Annotated in this window: 28 protein-coding genes; 11 read left to right on the forward strand and 17 right to left on the reverse strand. The window is 62.2% G+C overall.

Annotated features, from left to right (window positions below; all coding sequences use genetic code 11):
• Positions 1-2: 2 nt before the first annotated feature.
• From cobM to HPQ64_RS01555, 7 genes are read right to left on the reverse strand one after another with little or no spacing between them, the layout of a single operon-like run.
• Positions 3-776, reverse strand: a complete 774-nt coding sequence (gene cobM / locus HPQ64_RS01525) for a precorrin-4 C(11)-methyltransferase (protein ID WP_172886634.1) — start codon at positions 774-776, stop codon at positions 3-5.
• The gene (gene cobJ, locus HPQ64_RS01530; RefSeq protein WP_172886635.1) at positions 773-2,593 is read right to left on the reverse strand and encodes a precorrin-3B C(17)-methyltransferase; all 1,821 of its coding nucleotides are present in this window, start codon (positions 2,591-2,593) and stop codon (positions 773-775) included. The genes cobM and cobJ overlap by 4 nt, the downstream gene beginning before the upstream one ends.
• Entirely contained in the window at positions 2,563-3,294 is a 732-nt protein-coding gene (gene cobI / locus HPQ64_RS01535; protein ID WP_210260047.1) for a precorrin-2 C(20)-methyltransferase, read from the reverse strand. The genes cobJ and cobI overlap by 31 nt, the downstream gene beginning before the upstream one ends.
• Positions 3,291-4,496, reverse strand: a complete 1,206-nt coding sequence (gene cbiE, locus HPQ64_RS01540) for a precorrin-6y C5,15-methyltransferase (decarboxylating) subunit CbiE (RefSeq protein ID WP_172886637.1) — start codon at positions 4,494-4,496, stop codon at positions 3,291-3,293. Before cbiE ends, cobI begins: the two co-directional genes overlap by 4 nt.
• Complete coding sequence (locus HPQ64_RS01545) at positions 4,493-5,161, reverse strand: precorrin-8X methylmutase (RefSeq protein WP_172886638.1); 669 nt, start codon at positions 5,159-5,161, stop codon at positions 4,493-4,495. Before HPQ64_RS01545 ends, cbiE begins: the two co-directional genes overlap by 4 nt.
• The gene (locus tag HPQ64_RS01550) at positions 5,158-6,249 is read right to left on the reverse strand and encodes a sirohydrochlorin chelatase (RefSeq protein WP_172886639.1); all 1,092 of its coding nucleotides are present in this window, start codon (positions 6,247-6,249) and stop codon (positions 5,158-5,160) included. The genes HPQ64_RS01545 and HPQ64_RS01550 overlap by 4 nt, the downstream gene beginning before the upstream one ends.
• A complete protein-coding gene (locus tag HPQ64_RS01555) occupies positions 6,246-6,500 on the reverse strand; it encodes a DUF6732 family protein (RefSeq protein ID WP_172886640.1) in 255 nt (84 codons plus the stop codon). The genes HPQ64_RS01550 and HPQ64_RS01555 overlap by 4 nt, the downstream gene beginning before the upstream one ends.
• 439 nt (positions 6,501-6,939) lie before the next feature.
• On the opposite strand from HPQ64_RS01555, the gene HPQ64_RS01560 reads away from it, so the two are divergent.
• Positions 6,940-7,443 carry a cupin domain-containing protein gene (locus HPQ64_RS01560; RefSeq protein WP_172886641.1) on the forward strand — a complete coding sequence of 168 codons (504 nt, stop codon included), beginning with the start codon at positions 6,940-6,942 and terminating at the stop codon, positions 7,441-7,443.
• Between the two features lie 91 nt (positions 7,444-7,534).
• Positions 7,535-8,056, forward strand: a complete 522-nt coding sequence (locus tag HPQ64_RS01565; protein ID WP_172886642.1) for a glycine cleavage system transcriptional repressor — start codon at positions 7,535-7,537, stop codon at positions 8,054-8,056.
• An 82-nt stretch (positions 8,057-8,138) separates the two neighbouring features.
• On the opposite strand, the gene HPQ64_RS01570 is transcribed toward HPQ64_RS01565, so the two are convergent.
• Together HPQ64_RS01570 and HPQ64_RS01575 are read right to left on the reverse strand one after the other, a co-directional pair.
• Positions 8,139-9,410, reverse strand: a complete 1,272-nt coding sequence (locus HPQ64_RS01570) for a flavin-dependent oxidoreductase (RefSeq protein ID WP_172886643.1) — start codon at positions 9,408-9,410, stop codon at positions 8,139-8,141.
• 68 nt (positions 9,411-9,478) lie between these two features.
• Positions 9,479-10,513, reverse strand: coding sequence for a TRAP transporter substrate-binding protein (locus HPQ64_RS01575; protein ID WP_172886644.1), 1,035 nt, complete (start codon positions 10,511-10,513; stop codon positions 9,479-9,481).
• A 260-nt stretch (positions 10,514-10,773) separates the two neighbouring features.
• Between HPQ64_RS01575 and HPQ64_RS01580 the strand changes: the two genes are divergently transcribed.
• From HPQ64_RS01580 to HPQ64_RS01595, 4 genes are read left to right on the forward strand one after another with little or no spacing between them, the layout of a single operon-like run.
• Positions 10,774-12,192 (forward strand): circularly permuted type 2 ATP-grasp protein, encoded by a 1,419-nt coding sequence (locus HPQ64_RS01580; RefSeq protein WP_172886645.1) that lies wholly within the window; start codon positions 10,774-10,776, stop codon positions 12,190-12,192.
• Positions 12,193-12,203: 11 nt separating this feature from the next.
• Positions 12,204-13,151, forward strand: coding sequence for an alpha-E domain-containing protein (locus HPQ64_RS01585; protein WP_172886646.1), 948 nt, complete (start codon positions 12,204-12,206; stop codon positions 13,149-13,151).
• Positions 13,152-13,180: 29 nt separating this feature from the next.
• A complete protein-coding gene (locus HPQ64_RS01590; RefSeq protein ID WP_172886647.1) occupies positions 13,181-13,999 on the forward strand; it encodes a transglutaminase family protein in 819 nt (272 codons plus the stop codon).
• Between the two features lie 52 nt (positions 14,000-14,051).
• The gene (locus HPQ64_RS01595) at positions 14,052-14,783 is read left to right on the forward strand and encodes a proteasome-type protease (protein ID WP_172886648.1); all 732 of its coding nucleotides are present in this window, start codon (positions 14,052-14,054) and stop codon (positions 14,781-14,783) included.
• A 24-nt stretch (positions 14,784-14,807) separates the two neighbouring features.
• Here the strand turns inward: HPQ64_RS01595 and HPQ64_RS01600 are convergent, their stop codons facing one another.
• Positions 14,808-15,713 carry a LysR family transcriptional regulator gene (locus tag HPQ64_RS01600; RefSeq protein WP_172886649.1) on the reverse strand — a complete coding sequence of 302 codons (906 nt, stop codon included), beginning with the start codon at positions 15,711-15,713 and terminating at the stop codon, positions 14,808-14,810.
• Between the two features lie 103 nt (positions 15,714-15,816).
• On the opposite strand from HPQ64_RS01600, the gene HPQ64_RS01605 reads away from it, so the two are divergent.
• A complete protein-coding gene (locus tag HPQ64_RS01605) occupies positions 15,817-16,968 on the forward strand; it encodes an NAD(P)/FAD-dependent oxidoreductase (protein WP_172886650.1) in 1,152 nt (383 codons plus the stop codon).
• A 19-nt stretch (positions 16,969-16,987) separates the two neighbouring features.
• On the opposite strand, the gene HPQ64_RS01610 is transcribed toward HPQ64_RS01605, so the two are convergent.
• Positions 16,988-18,424, reverse strand: coding sequence for a helix-turn-helix domain-containing protein (locus HPQ64_RS01610; protein WP_172886651.1), 1,437 nt, complete (start codon positions 18,422-18,424; stop codon positions 16,988-16,990).
• 165 nt (positions 18,425-18,589) lie between these two features.
• Here HPQ64_RS01610 and HPQ64_RS01615 point away from each other — a divergent pair, with 165 nt between their 5' ends.
• Entirely contained in the window at positions 18,590-18,886 is a 297-nt protein-coding gene (locus tag HPQ64_RS01615) for a helix-turn-helix domain-containing protein (RefSeq protein ID WP_172886652.1), read from the forward strand.
• On the opposite strand, the gene HPQ64_RS01620 is transcribed toward HPQ64_RS01615, so the two are convergent.
• A complete protein-coding gene (locus HPQ64_RS01620; RefSeq protein ID WP_172886653.1) occupies positions 18,883-19,683 on the reverse strand; it encodes a citryl-CoA lyase in 801 nt (266 codons plus the stop codon). The genes HPQ64_RS01615 and HPQ64_RS01620 overlap by 4 nt on opposite strands.
• Entirely contained in the window at positions 19,680-20,873 is a 1,194-nt protein-coding gene (locus tag HPQ64_RS01625; RefSeq protein WP_172886654.1) for a CaiB/BaiF CoA transferase family protein, read from the reverse strand. Before HPQ64_RS01625 ends, HPQ64_RS01620 begins: the two co-directional genes overlap by 4 nt.
• A gap of 146 nt (positions 20,874-21,019) precedes the next feature.
• On the opposite strand from HPQ64_RS01625, the gene HPQ64_RS01630 reads away from it, so the two are divergent.
• Positions 21,020-21,730, forward strand: coding sequence for an IclR family transcriptional regulator (locus HPQ64_RS01630; RefSeq protein WP_172886655.1), 711 nt, complete (start codon positions 21,020-21,022; stop codon positions 21,728-21,730).
• A gap of 173 nt (positions 21,731-21,903) precedes the next feature.
• Positions 21,904-22,653, forward strand: coding sequence for a Crp/Fnr family transcriptional regulator (locus HPQ64_RS01635; RefSeq protein ID WP_172886656.1), 750 nt, complete (start codon positions 21,904-21,906; stop codon positions 22,651-22,653).
• Positions 22,654-22,709: 56 nt separating this feature from the next.
• Here the strand turns inward: HPQ64_RS01635 and HPQ64_RS01640 are convergent, their stop codons facing one another.
• Positions 22,710-23,312, reverse strand: coding sequence for a hypothetical protein (locus tag HPQ64_RS01640; RefSeq protein WP_246270243.1), 603 nt, complete (start codon positions 23,310-23,312; stop codon positions 22,710-22,712).
• Between the two features lie 208 nt (positions 23,313-23,520).
• On the opposite strand from HPQ64_RS01640, the gene HPQ64_RS01645 reads away from it, so the two are divergent.
• The gene (locus HPQ64_RS01645; protein ID WP_172886657.1) at positions 23,521-24,051 is read left to right on the forward strand and encodes a hypothetical protein; all 531 of its coding nucleotides are present in this window, start codon (positions 23,521-23,523) and stop codon (positions 24,049-24,051) included.
• Between the two features lie 10 nt (positions 24,052-24,061).
• On the opposite strand, the gene HPQ64_RS01650 is transcribed toward HPQ64_RS01645, so the two are convergent.
• From HPQ64_RS01650 to HPQ64_RS01660, 3 genes are all read right to left on the reverse strand, one after another.
• Positions 24,062-24,298, reverse strand: coding sequence for a hypothetical protein (locus tag HPQ64_RS01650; protein ID WP_172886658.1), 237 nt, complete (start codon positions 24,296-24,298; stop codon positions 24,062-24,064).
• A 14-nt stretch (positions 24,299-24,312) separates the two neighbouring features.
• Positions 24,313-24,831, reverse strand: a complete 519-nt coding sequence (locus HPQ64_RS01655) for a transposase (protein WP_172886659.1) — start codon at positions 24,829-24,831, stop codon at positions 24,313-24,315.
• Positions 24,832-24,964: 133 nt separating this feature from the next.
• Positions 24,965-25,684, reverse strand: coding sequence for a dienelactone hydrolase family protein (locus HPQ64_RS01660; RefSeq protein ID WP_172886660.1), 720 nt, complete (start codon positions 25,682-25,684; stop codon positions 24,965-24,967).
• Positions 25,685-25,686: the final 2 nt, after the last annotated feature.

Here is a 25,686-nt window from a genome sequence, read left to right on the forward strand (position 1 = left end):
AATTACGCCTTCGCTTTCCGCTTCGGCCTCAGCACATGCACATGGTCGGCGTGATAAAGCGCGGAATCGCGGAAATCTTCGTCCGGTTCCAGAGCGTGGCCGACGAAAATGAGCGCGGTGCGCGTGATCTTGGAAAGGCGCACCTTTTCCCGGATGTCGGACAAGGTGCCGCGAATGAAAGCCTGATCCGGCCAGCCGACCCTGTAAGCGACCACGACCGGGCAATCCGCCCCGTAAAGCGGGATGAGCTGGCGCTCGATTTCGCGCAGGTTCCTGACCGAAAGATGGATCGCGAGCGTGGCGCCCGATTTGCCAAGCGTCGTCAGATCCTCGCCCTCGGGCATCACGGAGGATTTCATCGCCGTTCTGGTCAGGATTACCGTCTGGGCGATTTCAGGCACCGTCAATTCCTGCCCCAGCACTGCGGCGGCGGCCGCGAAGGCCGGAACTCCGGGCGTGACGTCAAACGGAATTTCGAGCGCCTTCAGCCGCCTGATCTGCTCGGCAATCGCCCCGTAAAGTGAAGGATCGCCCGAATGAACGCGGGCCACATCCTGCCCACGCGCGTGAGCGGCCTCGATCTCGGTCATGATCTCGTCAAGCGTCATGGGGGCTGTGTCGATTACCCGCGCCCCTTCCGGGGCTGCCTCGACAATCGCCTCCGGCACCAGCGAACCGGCATAAAGACAGACGGGGCAACGCTCGATCAGCTTCAGCCCGCGCACGGTTATGAGGTCCGGATCGCCCGGCCCCGCGCCGATGAAATGAACGGTCATAGCTTCTCCTCGATGCGCTTTGCATAGCCGCGCGGCGTGTAGACGAATATCTCGCCGGAGCCGCGCTTCACGGCCTTCGAATTCGACGAGCCGACGAGAACCGTCGTCAGCATGTTGACTTCATCCACCGTGAGATCGCCCAGCGTCGTCACGCGCACGCTCTGCCCCTCGCGCCCGAGATTGACGCCAAGGACGACGGGCGTTTCCGCCGGGCGGTGCTGCAACAAGATGTCTTTAGCGGCGGCAAGCTGTGTGCGGCGACGTTTGGAGACCGGATTATAAAAGGCGATGACGAAATCGCCTTCCGCTGCGGCTTTCAGACGTTTTTCAATCGCCTCCCACGGCGTAAGCAGATCGGAAAGCGAAATCGCGCAGAAATCATGCCCTAAAGGCGCACCGATAAGGGCCGACGCCGCCTGAAGAGCGGAAATACCCGGCGCATTGACGACTTCGATGCGCTTTGCGGCATCGCTGACGCCGCCCTCGCCCGACGGTCGGTCCAGAAGCTCGAATACGAGCGCACCCATGGCATAGATGCCGGCGTCACCCGAGGAAACGAGCGCGACGGAGCGGCCTTCGCCGGCGCGTTCCAGCGCGAAACGCACGCGCTCCTCTTCCGCCCCCAAGGGAAAGGCGTGGCGCGGCTTGCCCTGGATAAGGGGCGTGACGATGTCGAGGTAGAGCGAATAGCCGACGATCTCATCCGCTTCCGACAGGAGCCTGGAGGCTTCCGGCGTGCGCCAGGCATCCTGCCCCGGCCCGATGCCGATGACTGCAAGCTTGCCGCGTGCCCGGCCAACCGTGGCGGCGTCTATCGGATCATCCGCAATGGCGACGGCGACCGTCGCATTTGCGGATTTTCGCTTTTCCACCAGTAGTTTGGAATGCTGGCCTGCTGCGGCAAGGGCCGCTCCTTCCGACACGCCATGACAGCCGACTTCGGCGAAAACGACTTCGGACGGATTGGCGAGACGGTCCGCCTCATGCTCCAGCTCTTCCGCCGAAAAAACGCGAAACGGCGCCTTCAGGGCTCGCGCCACAGCGGCCATCGCCGGCTCGTCCGCCTTGAGATCGAGGCTTGCGACACACCCGACCGCGCCTTCGGCAAGACCGGCATCCGCCAGCGTTTCGCGCACGAGAGCCGTCATTTCGGCGGGATCGCAGCCGCGCGCGCAGCCCACGCCAACCGCCAGCCGGCGCGGGTGGTAGACGAGCGTATCCTCATTGCCCTCAACGGCTTTTTCGGTGAGGACGAGCCGCAGCTTCGCGTCGTTCCTGACCGGCAGGCGCGTGGTCGACAGCCAGCCGGCGTGACCTTCGACCCTGACGGGTTCGCCCGCCAGAAGACGGGCCATGACGCCCTTGGCATCGCGAATATTGGCAAGCCACCAACCCTTCGGCGGCGTGTCGAGGGCAACGCCGAGCGCGGTTTCGCCGGCAGTGGTGATCGCCGCATGACCATCGAGAAGGGCCGCAACATCGCGGGCAAGCGCATTCGCCCCGCGATGCCCGCCCAGAAGCGGCACGACGCTGGCGCCATCTTCCGACACCGCGATCACCGGGGGCTCCGACAGCTTGTCGGTGATGACGGCGGCGAGCGCGCGAATGAGAATGCCGCTCGCGCAAACGCCGATGATCGGGCTGCCCGCCTGATAAAGCGCGCGGATCTGGTCAAGCGTATCGGAGAACGGCACATCCGTGCCGGTAACGCGATGGGCAAGCCCATGTAACGTTGCCTGCGGAATGCCTTCGGCAAGCTTGCGCGCGGTCGAAAGGGCCGCCGGCGTCAGGACGAGAATTGCGGGGGAAGCATCCACGCTTCGTCTCCCTTGTAGATGAGGATCATCGAGAAATAGGGGGCGTTGTCCGCCTCGAGTCGGGCGAGCGGAACGACGTTTTCCGAAGGGAGTGTCGCCCGTTCGACGTAGCCCGCATGGCTCAGCAGGCCCATGTCGGCAAGAAGCGTCTTGAGGCGGGAAAGATGCCGCCCCACCTTCATGATGGCGATCGCCTGCGCATCCTCGATGCGCTTGCGGATTTCACCATCCGGCAAAGGCCCAGGAATGACGGTCAGCACATCGTTTCGCGATGTCAGAGGGCGCTGGAGCCTGGAGGCGCAAGCCGTGAGCGAGGTCACGCCCGGCACGATCTCGCACGGAAAACGCCCAGCCAGACGCTCGAAAAGATACATGAACGAGCCGTAGAAGAAGGGATCGCCCTCGCAAAGCGTGACGACATTCTCGCCCTCGCGAAGAACATGGGCGATGTCTCCGGCCGCCTTGTCGTATACGGATTTCGCGGGAAACCGCTCCAGGCGCATCGGCACGACGATCGGGATCTCCCGCGCGTTTTCAGGGATGAATTCCGCCGCGATTGCGCGCGCGAAGCTTTCGCCGTCATCGGGTGCGGGATAGGCGATCACGGCGGCGTTCGAGATCAGCCGATGGGCCTTCAAAGTCAAAAGTTCCGGATCGCCGGGGCCGAGCCCGACGCCGTAAAGCGTGCCGGGCGTCGTCATGGTTTCACCAAGCTCCATTGGGTGACCGGCATCAACGGACGCCAGCCGGTGAGCCCGCCAACGGGCGAAGCACGCTGGATGGAGAGCCGGCAAAGTTCGCCGCCATGTTTTTCGAAAGCTTTCAGGAGCACCGCCTCGCTTTCAAGCGTCACCGCGTTGGCAACAAGCCGTCCGCCGGATTTCAGCACGTCGAGCGCCACCTCGACCACGCCAGGCGCCGTAAGACCGCCGCCGAAAAAGACGGCATCCGGTTGGGCCAGGCCTTCCAGGCCTTCGGGCGCCGATGCATCGCGCAGATCAAGGCCTGGCGTGCCAAGTGCTGCCGCATTGGCAAGCGCGAATCCGCGACGTTCGGCATTCGGCTCCAGCGCGATTGCCCTGGCGCGCGGAGATGAACGCATCCACTCGATGGAAACGGAACCCGAACCCGCCCCGATATCCCAAAGAAGCGCGCCCGCATGGGGCTCAAGCTTGGCAAGCGTCGCGGCCCGGATTTCCCGCTTGGTGATCTTGCCGTCGTGGCGGAAAGCGTCATCCGGCAGGCCGGGAACGCGGGCGCGCACCGGCGTATCACGCACGGGCACGGCCTCTATCGCCATCAGGTTGAGATCGGCACCCCGTTCATGCCAGCTTTCAGCGATTCCAGAAACGATACGCTCGCGCGGACCGCCAAGGTGTTCGAGCACCGTCATGCGGCTTGCGCCATAGCCCTCATCCGCCAGAATATCGGCGGCAAGCCTTGGCGTTTCGCCATTCGCCGTCAGACACAAAAGCCGTGCGCCGGGGTAAAGATGCGCCCGTATCCCATCAAGCGGGCGGCCATGAAACGACAGGGTTTCGACATCCTGCAATGGCCAGCAAAGCCTTGATGCGGCGAGGGAAAAGGACGAAGGAGCCGGTATGACCGTCATTTCGCGCGCAGAAAAGCGGCGCGACAAGGTGGCGCCGAGGCCGAAGCACATGGGATCGCCGGTGGCGAGTGCGACAGTCGGTTTTCCGCGCCGTTCCTCAATCAGTTTCAGGCCGTCGGAAAAGGGGGCAGGCCACTCCATGCTTTCGCCGGTCAGCGGGCCGGCGAGAGCCAGATGCCTTTTGCCGCCGATGACGAATTCGGCTGATTTCAGCGCCGATCTGGCGATTTCCGACAGCCCAGCGGGGCCATCCTCGCCGATGCCGATCACCGTCAGCCAGGGTCCGGTCATTGGCGCACCTCTTCCGGCAGGCCGGCAGCAAGCGCGTTGACGGCGGCGGAGGCAAGGGCAGAGCCGCCTCGCCTTCCCCTAAGTGTCAGAAAGGGAATTCCGAACGGGTTATCGGCCAGGGCATCCTTTGATTCCGCGGCACCGACGAAACCGACCGGAAACCCGAGGATCGCAGCCGGTTTCGGATAACCTTCCGCAATGCGTTCAAGCAGATGGAAAAGTGCGGTCGGCGCATTGCCGATGGCAACCACAGCGCCTTCCAGCCGCTCCGCCCACAGATCGACGGCAGCGGCCGAGCGTGTCGTGCCGAGCTTTTCGGCAAGAGCGGGCACGCGGGCATCATCCAGCGTGCAGACGATCTCGTTATTCGCCTTCAGGTATTTGCCGATAATCCCGTGTTCGACCATCTTCACATCGGTGAAAACCGGCGCGCCCGCGCCAATCGCGGATCTGGCGCGCGAAACGATATCCCCGCTCCATGAAAGCTCGCCTATGATGTCCGGCATGCCGCAAGCGTGGACGAGGCGGATCGCGGCTTCCCGAAGTTCCTCGGGGAGAGGGTCGAGATTTGCCTCTTCGCGCACGATGGCGAAGGACTGGCGATAAATCGCGGCCGGGTCGCGCTCGTAATCGTAAAGACGGGCGGGCGCGCCGGTTTTGCTCACGTTCGCCTCATGGATTTCGGCCCGAGAGGGTGATCCGCATGCGGGTAGGGATGGTGGTGATGCCCATGATCGTGGGAATGATCGTTATCGTGACCATGGTCGTGATGATGGTGATGGTCGTGCCCGTGGTGATGATGATGATGACCGCCTTCGCGCACCTGTTTTTCGCACGCGCCGGTACAGATATCGTCGCAAAGGTGACATTCGGCGGACGACCCGAGCCCTTCCACATGATGGTGGTGGCTTTCCTGAGGAAGGCCGATTTCCGCCTCGAAACCAAGTACCTGCTCGCGGTACTTGCAGAGCTGGCAGTTCATCACGTTCGAGCCCTGCAGGATCTCTTCCACGCGCTCCACGAAGGTATCGATCACCTGCGGGTGGTCGTTGAGGTAGCCCGCCTTGACGAACTCGATATCCGGGTGACGCTCCGCCACCTCATCGGTAAAGGAATAGATGCGGCTGACGAGAACGCCCGTGAAAAGGAAATACGGGAAAACGACGATGCGCCGGTAACCGAGCTTCGCCGCATGTTCAAGTGCGGGTTCCACCAGCGGGAATGTGACGCCAGAATAGGCAGTTTCCGCCCAGCCGAAGCCCATGCCTTCCCACAAAAGGCGGGTGATCTTGGCGACATTGGAATTGGCATCCGGGTCTGACGATCCACGGCCGACGACGACGAGTAGCGTCTCATGCATCGGCACGTCGCCGCCCGCGGCATCGAGCGCCTCGCGCACCCTGTCGCCAGCCGCGCGGACCATGCGCGTGTCGATGGCAAGTTCGCGGCCATAATCGATGCGAACACCAGAATTCTCCGCCTGGTAGGTGTTGAGGACTGAAGGGATGTCGTTCTTGGCGTGACCGGCGGCAAAGAGCATGCCCGGAACGGCGAGAATGCGCGTGCACCCCGAATCGCGCAGCTTGTCGAGCCCGTCCCGAATGACGGGTTCTGCAAATTCCAGATAGCCGTATTCGACCGGCCAGTCGGGAAACCGCTCCTTCAAACGCTCCGACAGGGTGGCGAACTGGCGCACGGCGGCGCGGTTGCGGCTGCCGTGGCCGCAAATCATGAGACCGAGTTTCTCGCTCATCGGGCGGCCTCCGGCGCATCCGAATCAGCTTCGACCGCCTCTCCATCCTCCGTTCCGGCTTCAGCTTGCCTTTTACGCTTCGCCTTTAGAGCGACAATGCCGGCGAGAACGGCCGCTCCCGCGACCGCGGCAATGCCCGCCCAGTGCGAATGGCCGGCAAGATCGCCGACGTGGCCGACATGGGCATTGGCGGCAGCGGGAACGAGCACCGGAAAAAAAGCGGCTGCGGCTGCGGGCAAGAATCGGAACATGCGGAGGGACTCCCTCGTTCGGTCGAAAATCGATCCGGCGACCATTGCGAGGGGTTGAAAACGAAAGAGGCCAAAGGCCATTGCGCAAGCGAAAGACTGCTTGCGCGGGATCCCGCAGCATCAGACAGCTCCGGACTGGGCCCCCGGATTGGGTCGACCGCCACCGAACTCGTTTTCAGCCCCTTACGGGACGCCGTCTTGAGTTGCCGCACGCTAGTGGAGCGGGGAGCGCCCCGCAAGAAGAAATGCGACAGATGCCGTCTGCCAAACGTCGTACCGTGGCGTGATTTTCAGTCGGCGGCGTCCAGGAGGCCGCAAAAGGGGCAAATTCATTTCCCTCGCGGTCATTAAAAGTGTCCGAAAAATCCAAACGCGATTTTCAGCATCTCTCCGCCACTCTTCCTCGGTTGGGGAAATATGATTTCGGGAGGGGGACAGGATGTCGGATGATTTCGCCGCCGGACTTGCGGACATCGGCAGCAAATCCGGGGTCTCGGAATTCGATTTCGCAGCCGCATCGGTCGGCACCCTTCCCATGCGCCCCGCACCCATCCGCCCGCAATGGATCATCGAAGGCGAACCGGTGGCGCGGGTGGCGCCACTCGCGCGTTCCGTCGACGGCTTCGCCAACACCGCCGTATGGGACTGCACGGCCGGCAAGTTCCATTGGTACTACGGCGGCGACGAGGCGGTATATATCCTCCAAGGCTCCGTGGAGGTGACCGCGCCCGACGGATCGCGGCGTCTCCTCAGGGCAGGCGATACGGCCTATTTTCCGGCAGGGTCATGGTTCCGATGGCACGTGCGCGACAATGTGCGAAAAGTGGCGTTCAATCACAGCGTGCTGCCGCCCTTCGTGCGTTTCCAGATGAAGATGGCCAGAAAACTGCGCCAGATCGGCCACAAGCTTTTCGGCGACGCCCAGGTTCCGGGTCGCAAATAGGCGGATAGAAGGCGCAAGGACTGTGTTCAAAGGGGCAGTACGGGAATACGCTACGTCAAAACGACGCCGCGCTTACCGAGGAATCGCCCCCATGTCCACCGATCTCGTGCTGACCGTTATCGCCAACGACCGCCCCGGCCTCGTCGAAAAGCTTTCCGATGTGATCGCCGCCGAAGACGGCAACTGGGTGGAAAGCTCCATGGCGAGGCTTGCCGGCGAATTCGCGGGCATCGTGCGCGTAAAGGTGGATGACGACCGCGTGCCGATGCTGGAGGAAGCGCTGGACGGGCTCGGGCGCGAAGGCATCGCCGTGACAGTGCGCCGGGGCGCGCCGACCCCGCCGCCCGAAGGGCGTCACGCCTCGCTTTCGCTCGTCTGCCAGGACCACCCCGGTATCATCCATTCGGTGGCCGCCGCCCTTGCCGACCATGGCGTATCGATCGACGAGCTGACGAGCGAGGCCTATTCCGGCTCGATGAGCGGCGAGCGCATGTTCTCCGTTCAGGCCGACATCGTCCTGCCGCCCGACGCCGACGAAAGCGATCTCCGCGCCGCCCTTGAGGAACTTGCCGGCGACCTGATGGCGGAAATCGACTTCAAGAAGCAGGAATAAGCCAGAACGGGGCCACGCTTCACCGGTTTCGCCCTATGGGGCAGGACCAGGTTGAGAAGCTATACATGCTTATCAACCTGGATCACGGCCCAAGCGTCGCGCCGAGAGGCACGATCCGTTCTCTCGCGTTGAGCGCGTCAACCGCGAAGCCCGCCGTCTGCTTGTAGGCATTCGCCGTTTCCTCAAGCTCCTCGCGGCTCATGACGTCATGAATATCGGCGAAACCGTCGGGCGCCTTTTCCTCCACGATATCAAGCACCTTGTCCGGACCGTCGGCGCGGTTCAACATCACGATATTCGCGGTCGCCGGACGCCGCTCCGCCTCATAAGCGCGAAGGGCGGCGGGCGACAGACCGTGGATGAGAAGCTCACGCGTGAGAACGCGGGCATCCAGAATGGCCTGGCTCGCGCCATTGGAGCCGATGGGGTACATGGCATGCGCCGCATCGCCCATCAGCGTCATGCGCCCGAAGGTCCATTGCGGCAGCGGATCACGGTCGACCATCGGATATTCGTAGATGCTTTCGGCACCACGGATGATCGAGGGAACGTCCAGCCAACTGAAATGCCAGTTCTCGAAGCTCGGCAAAAAGTCCTCAAGCCTGCCCGGTCGGTTCCAGTCCTCCCGCCGCCAGAGATAATCGTCCGGGAACCTGAGGTCCGCGATCCAGTTGATGAGGGAGCCATCCTCGCCATCGTCGGCAATCGGATAGCAGACGAACTTGCGCGCCTTGCAGCCGGCCATCGCCATCGAGCGTCCGGTCAGGAAGCGCGGCCCCCGCGTGACACCGCGCCACATGACGGTGCCGCCCCAGGCGGGCGGGCCCTCGTCCGGATAAAGTGCGGCGCGCGTGGCGGAATGGATGCCATCGGCGGCAACGAAGAGCGAACCCGACACCGCGCCGAGCGAAGCGCCATTCGAGCGATTGGCGAGATCGATCTCCACCCCGTCGCCAAACTCCCGCCAGCCCTCCACGGCAGCGCCGGTGACTATGGCTTCCTCCCCGATGCGCCGGCGCACCTCATCGAAGAGAAGCATCTGCAGCTTGCCGCGATGGATGGAGAACTGCGGCCAGTTATAGCCGGCCTCAAGGCCGCGCGGCTCCGACCAGATGAGCTTGCCGTGCGTGGAGAAGTAAGCGACCTCGCGCGTGCGAAGCGCGATCCTGTCAAGCTCCGCAAGAAGGCCAAGCTCGTCAAGCTCCCGCACCGCGTGGGGCTGAAGGTTTATGCCGACGCCAAGCGGCTTCAGCGCCTCCACCGCCTCGAAAACCTTCACCGGAACGCCGCCTTCGTGAAGGCTGAGCGCAAGCGTCAGGCCGGCGATGCCACCACCCGAAATAAGCACCGTCATGGGCGCGCCTCCCGAAAACAGATGCGGAGCCCGGCATCCCTCCGGGCTCCGTATTTTCGTCTTCTCAATCAATTGCCTCCGGCGTATTTGGCGATCAGCGCCCTGGCGTCCTCGACCATGGCGGCACCATCATAGCCATTGGCTGAGACATCCTCGATCCAGGCGTCGACGACCGGAGCGGCGGCCTCCTTCCAGCGGGCAACCTCTTCGGGCGGAAGCTTGAAGATCTTGTTGCCGGATTTTTCGGCGATCGCGATGCCCGGCGCATCGCCTTCGTCCATGACGCGGCCGACCCAGCGCGACGTCTCACGCCCGCTGTTTGCGTCGATCACCGCCTTCAGGTCCTCCGGCAGGCTTTCGTAACGGTCCTTGTTCATCGTGAAGACGAAGAACGCCGTATAGAGGCCCCTGTCGCTGTCGAAATCCGTATGGGTGTCGACAAGCTCGGAAACCTTGAGCGGCGCCGTCACCTCCCACGGGATGACCGTACCGTCGATAACGCCTTTCGAAAGCGCCTCGGGCATGGCGGGCACGGGCATGCCGATGGCGGTGGCACCCAGCTTTTCAAGAAGGGCGGTCGTCTGGCGCGTGGGGCCGCGAAGCTTCAACCCCTGCATGTCCTCAAGCTTTTGAACGCCGTCGCCCTTCACGTGAAGCAGGCCGGGCCCATGCACGTGGGCGGCGATCATATGCGTGTCCTTGAACTCGTCCTGCAGGTATTTCTCATAAAAATCCCAGGCGGCCTGGCTGGTCGCCTCCGCTTTCGCCGGCATGAAGGGAAGCTCGAACGCCTCCGTGCCGGGGAACCGGCCAGGCGTGTAGCCCGGCAGCGTCCAGACGATATCGACCACGCCGTCTTTCGCCTGGTCGTAAAGGGCGGGCGGCTTTCCGCCGAGCTGCATGGCCGGATAGACCTCGACCTTGATGCGGCCGCCGGACTCCTTTTCCACCTTTTCCGCCCAGGGCGTGATAAAGTTCTTGGGCACCGGCGCCTGAGGCGGCAGGAAGTGATGCACGCGCAGCGTGACCTCCTGCGCGTGGACACTTGCCGCAGCCATGAGGACTGCCGCGCCCGCAAAGGCGGCTTTCAGGAAACGCTTCATTCAGTTCCTCCCGGATTGTCCTTGTCATTTGGCGCAAGCCCGCCCTTGCCGGATCGGTGCGCCGGATCGTTGATCGGGTGAACGACTTTGGCCGACGCCGTTGCATGCGTCAAACCGGTTTGCGAACGCCCACGTCTTCGCCACCGGCGCCGCATGATTCCGCGCCTGCCGGACCTTTGGGCAAACAACGAATGGATAATGGGCTTGGGTTTACCCGAAATCTTTGCAATGCTTGCGTAATTAACAAATCCGGGGGTCGCATGGAGGAACTGCGGTTTTTCGACGAGATGCTGGACGAGAGCGGCGGCGCACGCGCGCCCTATCGCGACCTGGCGAAATGGCTTGAAGGCAAGAACCCCGCCGAACTGAGAAAGAAATCCCGCGAGGCGGAAGTCATTTTCCGCCGCCTTGGCATCACCTTCGCCGTTTACGGAACATCCGAGGCGACCGAGAGGCTGATCCCCTTCGACATCATGCCCCGGATCATATCGGCTTCCGAATGGCGCAGGCTTTCCGCCGGCATCGACCAAAGGGTGAAGGCTCTCAATGCCTTCCTCCATGACATCTACCACCGGCAGGAAATCATCCGCGCGGGGCGGATCCCGGCGGATCTCATCATCCAGAACGAGGCGTTCCTGCCCGAGATGATCGGCTTCACGCCGCCGGCCAGGGTCTATGCCCATATAATAGGCACCGATATCGTGCGCGTCGGCCAGAACGAGTTCTACGTGCTGGAAGACAACACGCGCACACCTTCCGGCGTTTCCTACATGCTGGAGAACCGGGAGACGATGATGCGCCTCTTCCCGGACCTCTTCCGCAAGTACCGGGTGGCGCCGGTCGAACATTATCCCGACCTCTTGAAGGAAACGCTGAAAAGCGTCGCGCCCGACGGTGTCGAAGATCCCACGATCTGCGTGCTCACTCCCGGCATCTTCAATTCCGCCTATTTCGAGCATGCCTTCCTTGCCGACACGATGGGGGCCGAACTCGTGGAAGGGCGCGACCTTTACGTGGAAGGCGGCAAGGTGTGGATGCGCACGACCCGCACCCCCCAGCAGGTTCACGTGATCTACCGGCGCATCGACGACGCCTTCCTGGACCCGCTCACCTTCCGGCCCGAATCCATGCTGGGCGTTCCGGGCCTGTTCGATGCCTACCGGGCTGGCAACGTGACGATCTGCAACGCGCCGGGAACCGGCATCGCCGACGACAAGGCGATCTACGCCTATGTGCCCGACATCATCGAATTCTACACCGGACAAAAGCCGATCCTGAACAACGTGCCGACATGGAACTGCGCCAAGGAGGACGACCTGAAATACGTTCTCGACCACCTTTCCGAAGTGGTGGTGAAGGAGGTCCATGGCTCCGGCGGCTACGGCATGCTGATCGGGCCGACCTCCTCCAAGCGGGAACTCGCCGAATTCAGAAAGCGGCTGGAGGCAAACCCGCGCAACTACATCGCCCAGCCGACGCTCTCGCTTTCGACCTGCCCGACGCATTCTTCATCCGGAGTCGCGCCCCGGCATGTGGACCTCAGGCCCTACGTGCTGGTGGGGGACAAGGTCCGCATCACGCCGGGCGGGCTAACACGCGTTGCACTCAAGAAGGGATCGCTCGTCGTCAACTCCAGCCAGGGTGGCGGCACGAAAGACACATGGGTCCTAGAAGACTAAAGAAAAAAGCCATGCTCGGCAGAACAGCCTCTTCGCTCTTCTGGATGTCGCGCTACAACGAAAGAGCGGAGAACATGACCCGTCTGCTCGAGGTGGCCTACCGCATTGCCATGACGCCGCGTTTTGCCTCCGACGCGGAAGAAGACTGGCGCTCGACCCTCGTCAGTGCCGGATGCTGTACGGGTTTCGAGGAGAAATACGAGGAATTCACGCAGAAAAACGCGGTCAACTACCTCCTCTTCGACCGCGACAACCCGTCGTCCGTGCGTTCCTCCATCGAACAGGCGCGCAACAACGCCCGCTCGGTGCGCACCGCCATAACCTCCGAAATGTGGGAAAGCCTGAACGAAACCTACATCGGCTTTTCCGAGGTGCGCCCGCAGCACATGACGGACGACAAGCTGCCCGATTTCCTCAATTGGGTGAAGCAGCGGGCGATGCTTTTCCGCGGCGCGCTGCTCGGCACCCTGATGCGCAACGACGGCTACTATTTCTCCCAGCTCGGCGCCTTCATCGAGCGCGCCGACAACACTGCGCGCATCCTCGACGTGAAATACTGGATCCTGCTGCCCGACAACGAGGTGATCGGCGGCAGCCTCGACACCTACCAGTGGTCGACCATCCTTCGCTCGGTTTCGGCCAACCGCAGCTACCGCCACGCCTACCGGGATTCCAGCCTGAAGGCCTTCAACGTCGCGGAATTCCTGATCCTGAGGAAAGAGATGCCGCGCTCGCTTGCCTATTGCTACGACTGGATCGAAGACTGCATGTCCGATCTGACGGAAAGTTATGGCGAGAAACTTCTCAGTCACGATATGGCAACCGACACGCACGGTCTTTTAACCCAGCAAACGATGGAAGAAATCTTCCAGAACGGCTTGCATGAATTTCTGACCGACTTCATCGCCCGCAACAACGGGCTCAGCCATCAATTGTCCGCCGATTACAACTTCGCCTGAAGGCCGGACCGGACGGAGACGACAAGAAAATGCGCCTCGCCGTCAATCACACGACACGATATCACTACGATGAACCGCTGGCGCACACCATCCAGCAGCTGCGCCTGACGCCGGCGAGCGGGCCGGGACAGAAAGTGCTCGAATGGACGATCGACGTGCCCGGTATCGAGCAGGCGGCGACCTATCGTGATGCCTACGGCAACCTCGTCCATATCGTCAGCCACCGCGAGCCGATGAGCGAAATCGCGATCACCGCGCGCGGCATCGTGGAAACGCAGGATCTTTCGGGCGTGATCGGCAAGCCCCCTTGCCCGGCGCCCGACGTCGTCTTCACCCGCGAGACGCCGCTGACACGACCCAACCAGGCGATCCGCCGCCTGGGCGCGCTTGCCGACAAGGAAGACATGCTCTCCGGCTTCCACGACCTTATGGCGGCAATTCGCGAAAAGGTGGCCTACCGGGTGGGCGTAACGGAAGTGCATTCCGCCGGTGCCGACGCGCTGGCCGCGGGCGAAGGCGTGTGCCAGGACCATGCGCATATCTTCATTTCCGCCGCGCGCTCCATCGGCGTACCGGCGCGCTACGTCTCGGGCTATCTGCTGCTTACCGAAGAACAGGAATCCGAGGCCCATCACGCCTGGGCGGAAGTGTTGCTTCCAGGCCTCGGCTGGGTAGGATTCGACATCTCCAACGGTCTTTGCCCGACGGATCATCATATCCGCCTGTCGATAGGGCTCGATTCCCGTTCCGCAGCGCCAATTCGCGGAGTACAATTCGGGGGAATCGACGAACGGCTGCAGGTCGAGGTTTCCGTGTCGCAACACCAGCAGCAATTCCAGCAGCAGTAAACCGTATCGCGTCCGGCATTCCATTTGCCGCGCTGACACGTCAGGACAACATATGACCTATTGCGTGGGTCTCAAACTCGACCGTGGGCTTGTCTTCGCCTCCGACACCCGCACCAACGCCGGCCTCGACAACGTCGCCACCTTCAAGAAACTGACGGTTTTCGAAAAAAAGGGCGAGCGGGTGCTCGTCCTTCTTTCGTCGGGAAACCTTGCCGTTACGCAAGCTGTCGTCAGCCTGCTAAGCGAGCAGATGAACGACCCGGAGGCGAAAGGCCCGACGCTGATGACGGCTGAAACCATGTTCCAGGCCGCGCGCGTGGTGGGAAGCGCCGCGCGCATGGTGAAGAAGATTGACGGCGAGCAACTTGAGGCCAGCGCGGAAAGCTTCCTCGTCAGCTTCATCCTCGGCGGGCAGATCAAGGGCGAGGCACCGCGCCTGTTCCAGATCTATGACGCGGGAAACTTCATCGAGGCAACCGCGGACACGCCCTTCCTGCAGATCGGCGAGCACAAATACGGCAAACCGATCCTCGACCGGGTGACGCAGCAGGACATGCGCCTTGGCCAGGCGGCGAAGCTGGTGCTTCTTTCCTTCGATTCCACGCTGCGCTCCAACCTTTCGGTCGGCATGCCCATCGACCTCCTGCTCTACAACACCGACAGCTTCACAGCCGAACGCCAGATGCGCATCGAAAAGGACAACGCCTATTTCTCGCAGCTTTCGGAGCTCTGGTCGGAAAAACTGCGCGCGGCCGTGGCCGAGATTCCCGATTTCGAAATCTGACGGGGCGCGCCACGCCGGGCGGCATCACCCGCTTTCACGCGCAAGCGCGTTCAGCGCAACATCGCCACGGGCAGCACCGGCAAGAAAGTCCAGCAGCGCGCGAACCCTCGCGTTCCGGCGCAGATCCTGGTGGGTAACGATCCACAGTTCGGCGGCAAGACCCGGCAGCGGATGATAAACCGGCTGCAGGCCCGGCCACATGTTGGCGAGCATGAACGGCAGGGCCGCGCAAGCCCGGCCATGCGCAACGAGAGCCGCAACCGTCATCATGCTGCTGGAACGGCATGTGACCTTCGGATTTTCGAAGGCCGCCTCGATCCAGCCCTGCACCTCCCGCGCCGCCGCGCCCCCATCCCAGCAAACGAGTTCCGGTTCGACAAGGTCCGCAAGCGTCCGGACTTGACCGATGCGGCGGGCCGTCTCGGGTGACGCGAAAATTCCCCAGCCAAGGGTTCCGACCTTGCGCGCGACAAGACTTTCCTCCTGCGGGCGCCGGGGCCTGATCGCGATATCCGCCTCCCGATCGACAAGGCTGAGGCGGCGGTTGTCGGATACCAACTCGATGGACAAACCGGGATGCGCGGCGCAAAAGTGCGGGAGATGGCGGGCGAGAAAGCAGGTCGCCAGAACTTCCGTTGCCGTGACCACGAGCCGGCCCACAAGCTGCTGGTCGCGCCCCGTCACGGCGCGGTCCCCGGCGAGTGCCTCCTGTTCCATCCGCTCCGCGGCCCGCACGATCTCTCCGCCCGTATCGGTCGGCACATAACCCGAGCGAAGCCTCTCGAACAGCTTGGCGCCAAGCTCTTCCTCGACCCGCTCGAGCCGACGGAAAACGGTCGAAAAGGTTACGCCAAGCTTCTCGGCCGCGCCGGCAAGCCCTTGCGCCCGCGCCACTTCGAGAACGAGGTGGTAATCCCCCCAGGCAAGCATTTGTTTGCACCTTTGCAAATTCGGTTCGCTGAATAGCAAGTTTATTAAATAATTCGCAAATTGCACACTTGCCCGGAATTCTTCGCAAACGATGGAGACCGGAATGAGCGATATCATCATTCTCGGCGGCGGTTTCGCCGGCGTCTGGGCGGCGATGAGCGCGGCCGCGGAACGCAAGGCAGCCACCGGGCGAGACATTTCGATCACGCTTGTCAGCAAGGACCCTTGCCTCACGATCCGGCCCAGGCTCTACGAAGGAGCAGCGGGGGAAATGCGGGTGCCGCTCGCGCCCCTGCTGAAGACGATCGGCGTCGACCTGACGATCGCGACGGCGCGCGATATAGACCCGGCGGCGCGAAGCGTGATCCTCTCCGACGGTCGGACGCTGTCCTACCGGCGGCTGGTGCTTGCGACCGGGAGCCGACTGAAGCGGATACCCGTGCGGGGTGCCGATGAATACTGCCATTCTGTCGATACGTTCGAAGAAGCGGCAAGGTTCGACGAAAGGCTTGCCGGCCTGCCCGACACCGCGACGGCGGTCGTGATCGGAGCAAGTTTCACCGGCCTGGAGCTTGCCACGGAATTGCGCGCACGCATGGGGGCAATGGCACGGATCGTCCTGATCGACCATGCCGAAAGGGCCGGCATCGAACTCGGCCCCAATCTGCGCGCGGCCATCGAGGAAGCGCTCGGCGAATGCCGGATCGAGACCCGCTTCGGGCGCGCGGTTGAGCGAATTTCCGCCAGCGAAGTCATGCTCGACGACGGCGAGCGCATCGAGACGGACGTAACGGTGTTGGCAACGGGCATGGAGGCAAGCCCGCTCACGAAATCCATCCCCGGCGAAAGAGACAGGCACGGCAGGCTCACGGTCGATCGAGACCTGAAGGCGACCGGCACGAACGACGTCTTCGCCGCCGGAGACACGGCAAACGTGCTTGCCGACGACACACATGAAGTCTTCATGTCCTGCCAGCACGCCATGCCGCTTGGCCAATTCGCCGGACACAACGCCCTGCGAGACCTTCTGGGCCTGCCGACGCGAGTCTTCAGGAAGGAATTTTACGCAACCTGCCTTGATCTTGGGCCATGGGGGGCAGCGTTCACGACCGGCTGGGACCGCGAAGTGCAGAAGACGCGGGAGGAAGGCAAGGAGATGAAGCAGCAGATCAACAGGCAGTGGATTTACCCGCCGTCTCCCGATCTCGGAGCGGATGCCATTTTCGAAGCCTTCGGCCTGGCAAGCGAGGCCTGAGGTCCGAAAGAAATCGAAATCAGGCCAGCGTGAACGGCACGATGCCGCGGGCGTCCGGATCAAGCTCGATCTTGCGGTCGACCGCGGGGAAAGCGCGTTCCAGGCAATCGTCCCGCGGGCAAATGCGGCAGTTGATACCGATTTTCGCGACCTCGCTCTTTTCGCCGATCGCAAGGCCGTCCGCATAGACGATCTCACTGGCGTAGGAGATTTCGCAGCCGAGCCCCAGCGCATAGCGGCGCTCGCGCGTCTGGTGGCTCGTCGGCGGCTTGACCGTGCTGCGGGCAAGACAGAGATAACGCGAGCCGTCCGGCATCTCGCCGATCTGCACGAGGGTGCGCGCCGGCAAACGCTCGAAAGCTTCATGCACGTTCCACATCGGGCAGGCGCCGCCGTAACGCGCGAACTGGAAGCGCGTCGCGCTGTGACGCTTGATGACGTTGCCGGCTCGATCAACCTTCAGGAAGTAAAACGGAATTCCCTTGTTGCCCGGCCGCTGGAGCGTGGACAGGCGATGGCCGACCTGCTCCAGCGAAGCGCCCGTAACGATCTGCATGCGGTCGAGATCATGACGGGTGGAGCGGGCCAGATCCAGAAACGCCTGATAGGGCAGGAGCAGCGCGCCCGCATAATGATTCCGCATGGCGAGCCGGCATACTTCCTCCGCCCCTTGCGCGCGAAACCCGGCCTTCGCCACATGATCGTCGATGATCTCCGCCGCCTCGAACCTGGCAAGCAGGCCGGCGAGCAGAAAGTCGCGCGTCGACTGCGGCAGGGAGAGCGCGACGCTCGCCATCCTACGCGCTGGATCGAACCGCAGGATCGGCCCGTGCGGATCGGCGGCGTCCATCACCGAAACGGAAACCCCGTGCAAGGCTTCCAGACGCTCGCCAATAAGGCGGGCCTTTTCCTGCGACCATGCAAGGCCAAGCTCGCCCGCCGTCCTTTCCGCCGCGCGGTCGAGGGCATCGACGTAATTGTCGATATAGTGGAAATGGTCCCTCACCTCCTCGTAAGGCAGGGCGGCGCGCGCTTCGGCGCGCGGCGAGGTGCCATGGGCGTTTATGACGTCATCAACGGAGGCCTGATGCTCCAGCACACGGCGCATTGCGCCGTGAAGATCGAGAAACGCCTTGGCGAAATCCGGCGCATGAGTGGCGACAGACTTCAGATCCTGCAGGCCCGGCTTTGCGCCGCGAAACATGGGATCGGCCAAGGCCTCGCCGAGATCGGCCACGATCCGGTCGAGATCGTCAGCTTCGAAACTTGCCATGTCTACGGAAAAGATCCGGCCGACGGAAAGCAGGACGGCAGCCGACAGGGGGCGCTGGTTCGCCTCGAGCTGATTGACGTAGGACGCGGAAAGGCCGAGCCTCTTCGCGAATTCCATCTGCGTGAGGCGCTGGCCCTCTCGCACCTTCCTGAGTACGTGACCTGCGAAGATTTTCTTGGCCATAAGGCTAAGTCCTGCAAATTGTAAAATTTTTACAAGATTTCTCCTGCCACTTTTACATCTAGCAATTTTGCGGCGCAAACTTTATCCGTCTTCCTATCGCGGTGCAGCAATCCGGCGCGAATCGCCAGCACGATTGCCAGCCGCATACCGAGGGAGGACATGGCAATGGACGGGATTGGCGCGCTTCAGTTTTTCGAAAAGGACATTCCGGCTCACGACGTCGAGGACGATTACCGCCCTGCGGCGCGCGAGCGCAAATCCACGCTCGACGCCCTTTCGTCCCGCCAGCGCGAGATCGTGCGCCTTGCCTCCGAAGGGCTATTGAACAAGCAGATCGCGCATGAACTGGGCATCACCGTCGCGACCGTGAAGGCTCATATGTCGCTCGCGATCGAGCGGCTTTCCGCCAAGAACCGCACCCATGCGGTCGCCATCTACGTGCGCTCGATCCTGACGCACTAATTCTCTATCGGGTCCGGCCCGTCGTAGGTCCACCGGTATTTCGGCGGGGTCGGGCCCTTGTTGCGCCCGCCCTGGTTCATCTGCTCCCAGGCGTGGGCAAGAATGCCGACGGAACGTGACAGGCAGAAGAGCCCGCGCGCAAGCGGTGGCGCGAAGCCAAGCTCGGCGTAGATCACCGCCGTTGCGCCGTCGATGTTCATCGGCACCGGCTTGCCCTTGCGGGCGTCGAGCTCCGTCTGGATCGCCCGACCGATTGCGGCAAAGCGGCCCGAAACCACCCCCTTTGCCTGCGCTTCGTCAACAAGTGCCAGCAGGCGCGGCGCACGCGGGTCCACCGGTTTATGAAAGCGGTGACCGAAACCGGGCACATAAGGCGTGCGCTCCGCCTGCCAGCGGTCGATCATTTCACCGGCACGGGCCGGCCCGCCGACCTCATCGATCATGTGGTAAAGCTCCACCGCCTGCTCGCCCGCCCCGCCGTGAACGTCGCCCAGCATGTTGACGGCTGACGCCATGGCATTGTTCAGCGGCAAGCCACAGGTGACCGCCATGCGGGACGCCGCGATGGAAGGCGCCTGCGGGCCGTGGTCGACGGCGGCGACCAGCGCGCATTCGAAGAGCGCCGCCTCCTCCGCGCCCGGCAGAGCGCCGCGCACCATCAGCCAGATCATCTGCGGGAAGCTGACGTTGCCGATCAGATCCTCGATCGGATGCCCGCGAAAGCGGATGACGCCCGGCGCCATGTCGATGATTTCAGTGCGCCACCAGTCGGAAACGTCGTTGCGCTCAATGCTCATATCGCACCCTCGGATTTCAGGCGGCCGACCTCTTCGCCCGAAAGACCGAGCGCGGTGTAAATCTCATCATTGTGCTGCCCGAGAACGGGCGGCGGACTTTCGACCGACGGCGCCTCGCCATCAAGCTTGACGCCCGTGCGCACGACGGTGATATCACGCCCGACACCGGGAACATCGGCGAAATCCGCCAGCATCCCGCGTGAAGCGACGACCTCATGCGCGAGAATCTCCGGCACGTCGAAGACAGCGCCGGAAGGCACGCCCTTCGCGTTCAATTCACGCGCCCATTCGCGCGCCGGTTTCGACTGAAGCGCCTCCTCGATCTCCGCCTTCAGCGCGAAGCGATTTTCCTTACGCTTTTCGCGCGTAGCGTAATCAGGATGGGATAAAAGGTCCTCCCGCCCGATGTGCCGGGCAAGTATCCGCCACTGCTCGTCCTTGTTGGCGGCAATGTTCAAAAGGCCGTCCGCGGCCTGAAACGCGCCGGAGGGCGCCGAGGTCATGTTCTCATTGCCATGAGCGGCGGGCATGACACCGGCGATCAGCCAGTTGGAAACCACCCAGCCCATGGTCGCGACAACGGATTCCAGCATGGAAACATCGATGAAGGCGCCTTTCTCCCGGTCATTGAGGGCAGCGGAAACCGCAAAAGCTGCCGTCATGCCGCCGATGGTATCGGCGATCGGATAACCGACGCGCAACGGCGACGAAGCCTCCTCGCCCGTGATCGACATGACACCGGCCGCACCCTGGATGATCTGGTCATAGGCCGGCCGATGCGCCCACGGCCCGTCCTGCCCGAAACCGGAAATGGCGCAATAAACGAGCTTCGGATTGATCTCTTTCAGCACCTTGTAGCCGACGCCGAGCCGGTCCATGACGCCGGGGCGGAAATTTTCCACCAGCACGTCGGCCGTGGCGACCAGCTTCTTCAGAAGAGCCTTGCCGTCCTCGTGCTTGAGATTGACGGTCACGGACTTCTTGCCGGCGTTCTGGGCAAGAAACGAGACGCCCATGAGCTTTTCGTTCAGGCCCGCATCCGCGCCGAGCTGACGCGCAAGATCGCCCCGCCCGGCCGCTTCGACCTTGATGACTTCGGCCCCGAAATGAGCGAGCTGGTGGCAGCAAAAGGGGCCGGCAAGCACGTTCGTCAGATCGAGAACGCGAATTCCCGCAAGAGGTTTGCTCAACTGAAGTCTCCCGGCGGCATGAATGAGCGCGGACGGCGGTACGCGCACCTGCGAGCCGTCGCTTGCCGTTTGAAACTCTTTGTTCTATTCTACAGAACGATATTCAATATAACAGAACGAACTCCGAATTGAAAGCGGCAGGCGAAATGACATCGGCAAACCCGAAAGATGATGGAACAGGGGAACGCGGAGTGGAGGCCGTGGAGCGAGCGCTCAGGATTCTCGACTGCTTCGACGGGGCTGACAAAAGCCTCTCTCTCGCCGAGCTTTCACGGCGTTCCGGCCTTTACAAAAGCACCATCCTGCGGCTGGCCACATCCCTTTCGCGTTTCGGCTATCTTCGCCGCGAGCGAACGGGCCACTTCCGCCTCGGCCCGGCGCTGTGGAGGCTCGGCGCGCTTTACCGAAGCCAGTTCGACATGGAAGAGGTGGTGCGGCCGAAACTGGACCGGCTGGTGGAGGCGACGGGCGAATCCGCTTCCTTCTACATTCGCGAAGACAATTTCCGCGTGTGCCTCTACCGCCGCAACTCCCCCCGGGCCATCCGCCACCACCTGGATGAAGGGGCCCGCTTTCCCCTTGACGAAAGCGCGACCTCAAAAGTGCTGAGAAGCTTTGCCGGCGCCTCTCAAGCGCCCGGCGACAGCACCGTGACAGACGGTTTCGCCACATCGGTCGGCGCCCGCGATCCGGATGTGGCTTCCGTTTCGGCACCGGTTTTCGATCGCTTGGACCGCCTGGTGGCCGCGCTGACGGTATCGGGACTGGCTGGCCGCTTTACCTCACGCAAGCGTGAAGATACCGTCAACCTCCTGAAATCATGCGCAAGAGAAATTGCGCGAGAATTACCTGATTAACCTAGCTGCATGCTCCGCATGACGCTGAGATATTCCTGATTGTTGTTTCCGACAATAGTCTGTACGTTTAACGAATTGGGTTGAGGCACGGGCGAAAGCGTTTGAGCCAAGTCATGGCTGAACGCATTTACGCAGCTAGATTTGGCACCAAACGGCTTGTGCGAAGGCTCAACATGCACACATTTGTCACCCTGAGACGTAAGCTTTGCGCCTTCTCAACGATTCCTGATCGCGAATTCGACGTTCTTGCCGAAAGAATCGGCAAACCGCGGGTTGTGGAAGCCCGGGAGGAATTGAACCTCGACCAATCCTGGCCGCACAAGGCCTTTCTCATAAACGACGGCTGGGCCTGCACATACAAGCAACTGCCGAGCGGGGCGCGCCAGATCGTGGATTTGGCCATTCCCGGCGACATTCTGGGGATGCGCTCGCTGATGCTGCGCAATCTCGATTTCGCCGCGGCCATGATCACGACCTCGGTCGTCTACGAGATTTCATCGCGGACGATACTCGAACTTCTCGATCCCGCCCCGCGGCTTGCCGCGGGCCTTCTATGGTCTTCATCACGCGAGGAAGCCCTGCTTGTTGAGCGCCTCGTCGGCGTGGGCAGGAAAACGGCGCTGCAGCGGGTCGTCCATTTCTTCCTGGAGCTTCAGGACCGCCTCGCGCTGGTCGGCAAATGCAACGGCGAAAGTTTTTCCTGCCCGCTCAATCAGGGACAGATTGCCGATGCGCTCGGTCTGACTTCGGTGCATCTGAACCGCATCATGCGGGAACTGCGCCAGGAAGGCGTCGTCAACCTGAAGGACGGCTACGTGGAATTCCTCGATTTCGACAAGGCGGTCGAGGTCGCCCAGTACAATCCCGCCTACCTCGACCACGTCGCGACCGACAGACGCAAACGAACGAAACTGGCCCGCTAAAATGGTGCATGCCAAAGGGCCACGCGAGAAGAGCACCGCCGGAGGCCGGGCTGGCCTCACCGACTTTCGCCCGACGGGGAATTTTGCGGCGCTGAGGGAACCGGCTGCAGCCGCGAATGGCATGCCTTGTGAAGCCGGGGCAGGAAAGCCCATATATCCCGGTTGAGGGCGCGCAGATCCTCGATCGACTTCTTCATCTGCCTCAAACGATGTTCGTCGACCGGCTTGATATCGCCCCATTTGAGCTGGCCGCGGACCTCCATCAGCTTGAGGGTCTGCGTGTGGGTGATGTCACCCTCGGGCCCGAGCATGTAAAGGCAATGATTGAACTCATTGCGCATGCGGCTGGCCTTGTTGAAGCGCTTGACCAGCTTCTGAAGCTCCGCCGCCACCTCCTCGTCATGGATCTTGACCTTGGCCAGCCTGTCTATCAGGTCAAGCCGCGCGCGTGTGGTGTTCAAGGTGGTGAAAACGATCGCCGCCGAAATCTCGTCGCTGTCGAGCAGAATGTTCAGGACATAGATGAACAGGCTTTCGTTGTTGGACCAGCTGAACACGAGACTGCCGATGAGCGAAAGGATCGCCGTCCTTTGCTCCGCCGTCCGGGGCGCGTTCGCTTCCATGGTCTCGAAATCGGGACTTGGCGGCAGTTGAGCCATTTCACCCTCGGTCGCACATTCCGGTATTTACATCCGGATATGCGGTCTCGTCACGGTAGATCAAATTATAGTACAATGATTATCGAGATTTCAGAAGTTATTCCTGGCTTGTAAATTCATGAATTAAAATGTAATTCGCCGGTTTAACATAAGGATTTATGCCAAGCTTATACCTTGTTTTTCGGGCCGAAACGGCCGGAGTACTGCGATGCTGGAACTTTGGAAGGCACGAAAAGCACGGAAGGCGGCGGTAGCAACCATTGCGCCGATGGTTCGCAGGTCAAAGTTCCAGGGCAGCCGCATCACCGAGCGCCACTGGCTCGACGCCTATATGATCGGTTTCGTCATGATGCTTATCAGCCTTGTCGCGAGGCGGCGCGTCCACTCGATCGACGACGACACGCTGGGCATCGTCCAGGCCGAGGCGTGGGAGGAAATCACCGGACTGCCGGGCAACATCGGCGGTGAGGAAGCCTGCTTGCTCAGCGTCAACGGGCACCGCGACTTTCAGCGCGGATGCCTGAACGCGATCGCCTTCATGGACGCGATGACGGCAGGCGGCGACGGGTTGGACCACGATCCGCGTTTGCCGGGCATTCCGGGTGCCGGCGGCGCGCCTGGCGGATACGCCAGCGAACGGGACCGCCAACTCCTGGACCTGTGGCATGAATTCTTCGAGCAGCCGATGACACTGGAGCCGTTCCAGGAAGCACAGGTCGACCCGGCCGATCGCGGCTGACCGGCGCTTTTCACGTGCGCGAGCCATGGCGGCCGCGCCGTCGTGCGAGACGCGGCGGAAGCACCTGCTTCACCGCATCGAGGAAGGCGCGGTCATTGTCGGGCCCGCCAAGCTCCAGCCGCCGTACGGTATCGATGAAAGCTTTGAATTGCGCCGGATTGTCCGGCGATGGCTCCGCCCGTTTCGCGCGCCCGCGCCTTGAATTGCCCAGCGCGCCAGAAGCTGGTCCTTCCGCTTTCCCAGACATGAAAACCTCCGGCGTCAGACGGGATGAAAGGCGGAGAAAATATCCTCAAGAGCGGTTGCGCGGCGCCGTTCCAGCGCTTCGCTGCGAGGCTCGGTCCGCGGCGTCATGCCCGGCCGCAGCGCCAGGCCGGAGCCGGACCGAACGGAAGGACGAACCCGCGCGACTGGCGAATAGATTGCCTTATGCAACCGATAGGTCAGGACCTTGGCGGTCTTCGGCGAAACGCCGAGCGCACGCTCCAGCTCACGCGCAGGCACGACATGATCCGCCTGGGCGATCAGATAAATCGACTGGAGCCATACATGCAGCGGCAGGCGGCTTGCTTCGAAAACGGTGCCGATCTTGACCGTGAAGGGCTTCAGGCAGGCATAGCACTTGTAAGTGCCGATGCGGGTACTCGCTCCGTTCAGTTTCCTGATGTTGCGGTGTTCCCGGCAATGCGGACAAACCGGCCCGCGCGGCCAAACCCTAGATTCCACAAATTCATAAGCGGCTTCTTCATTACGAAAAAACGCATGCGACAAGAGTGACATTCGCGACTCCCCAGCATACTCCGTACTCGACGCCAGCCCCATTTCCACGAAATGCTTATTTTTATTCCGCATTTTTACAGGAAAATTATACGAAGTTCACACCTTACAGTAAAGAACGGGCAACGTAACGCCTTTAATCCAGTTCCCGATGCAACCACAATGCCATCATATCAAAAGTTGTTCGATAAATTTCCGCACTCTCAAATAACGAAGCCGCGCCTTCCACGATCTGTAAATCGACTTTGCAACGCATTTGCTCGCATGCCCTTCGGCTGATCTGAAGAGATCGGATGTCTTTACCTCCAACAACAAACAACGTAGGCGTGCGCACTTGCGCCAGAACATCCTCAACCAGATCAGGACGCCCGCGGCGGGCGACTACGGCTTTGACCCGCCCGGCGAGAGACACCGACGCGCGAAGGGCCGCGGCCGCGCCCGTCCTTGCCGAAAGCAGTGCGAGCGGAAGATGCGACACCCGCGCATCGCCTTCGGCCCAGCGCACCGCCTCGACCAGGCGCGAGCTCAGTTTCGCGATATCGAAGACATTGCCGCGCTCAAGCGCCTCCTCGTCGTCGAGCAGGTCGAAAAGAAGAGTGGCGAAATTGCTCGAGCAGAAATCTTCGGCCAGCCGGATATTGCGCGGGCTCCGGCAGCTGGAGCCCGCCCCCAGCGCAAAGACGAGGAGGCCGGAAGGCCTGGGAGGCAACCTCAGCACACCGGGAAGGTGATGGCGCGCGATGAGAACGCGGTCGACTTCTGAGGGTTTACCGCCGCCGGCCGATGACGCGGGCAGGCCCGCCGCCGATGCGGCGGGCCCGGGCGTTGAGCAGGAAGACGCCCAGCCCGCGCCCACGT

The organism is Hongsoonwoonella zoysiae, assembly GCF_013266695.1.
Classification (GTDB): Bacteria; Pseudomonadota; Alphaproteobacteria; order Rhizobiales; family Stappiaceae; genus Hongsoonwoonella; species Hongsoonwoonella zoysiae.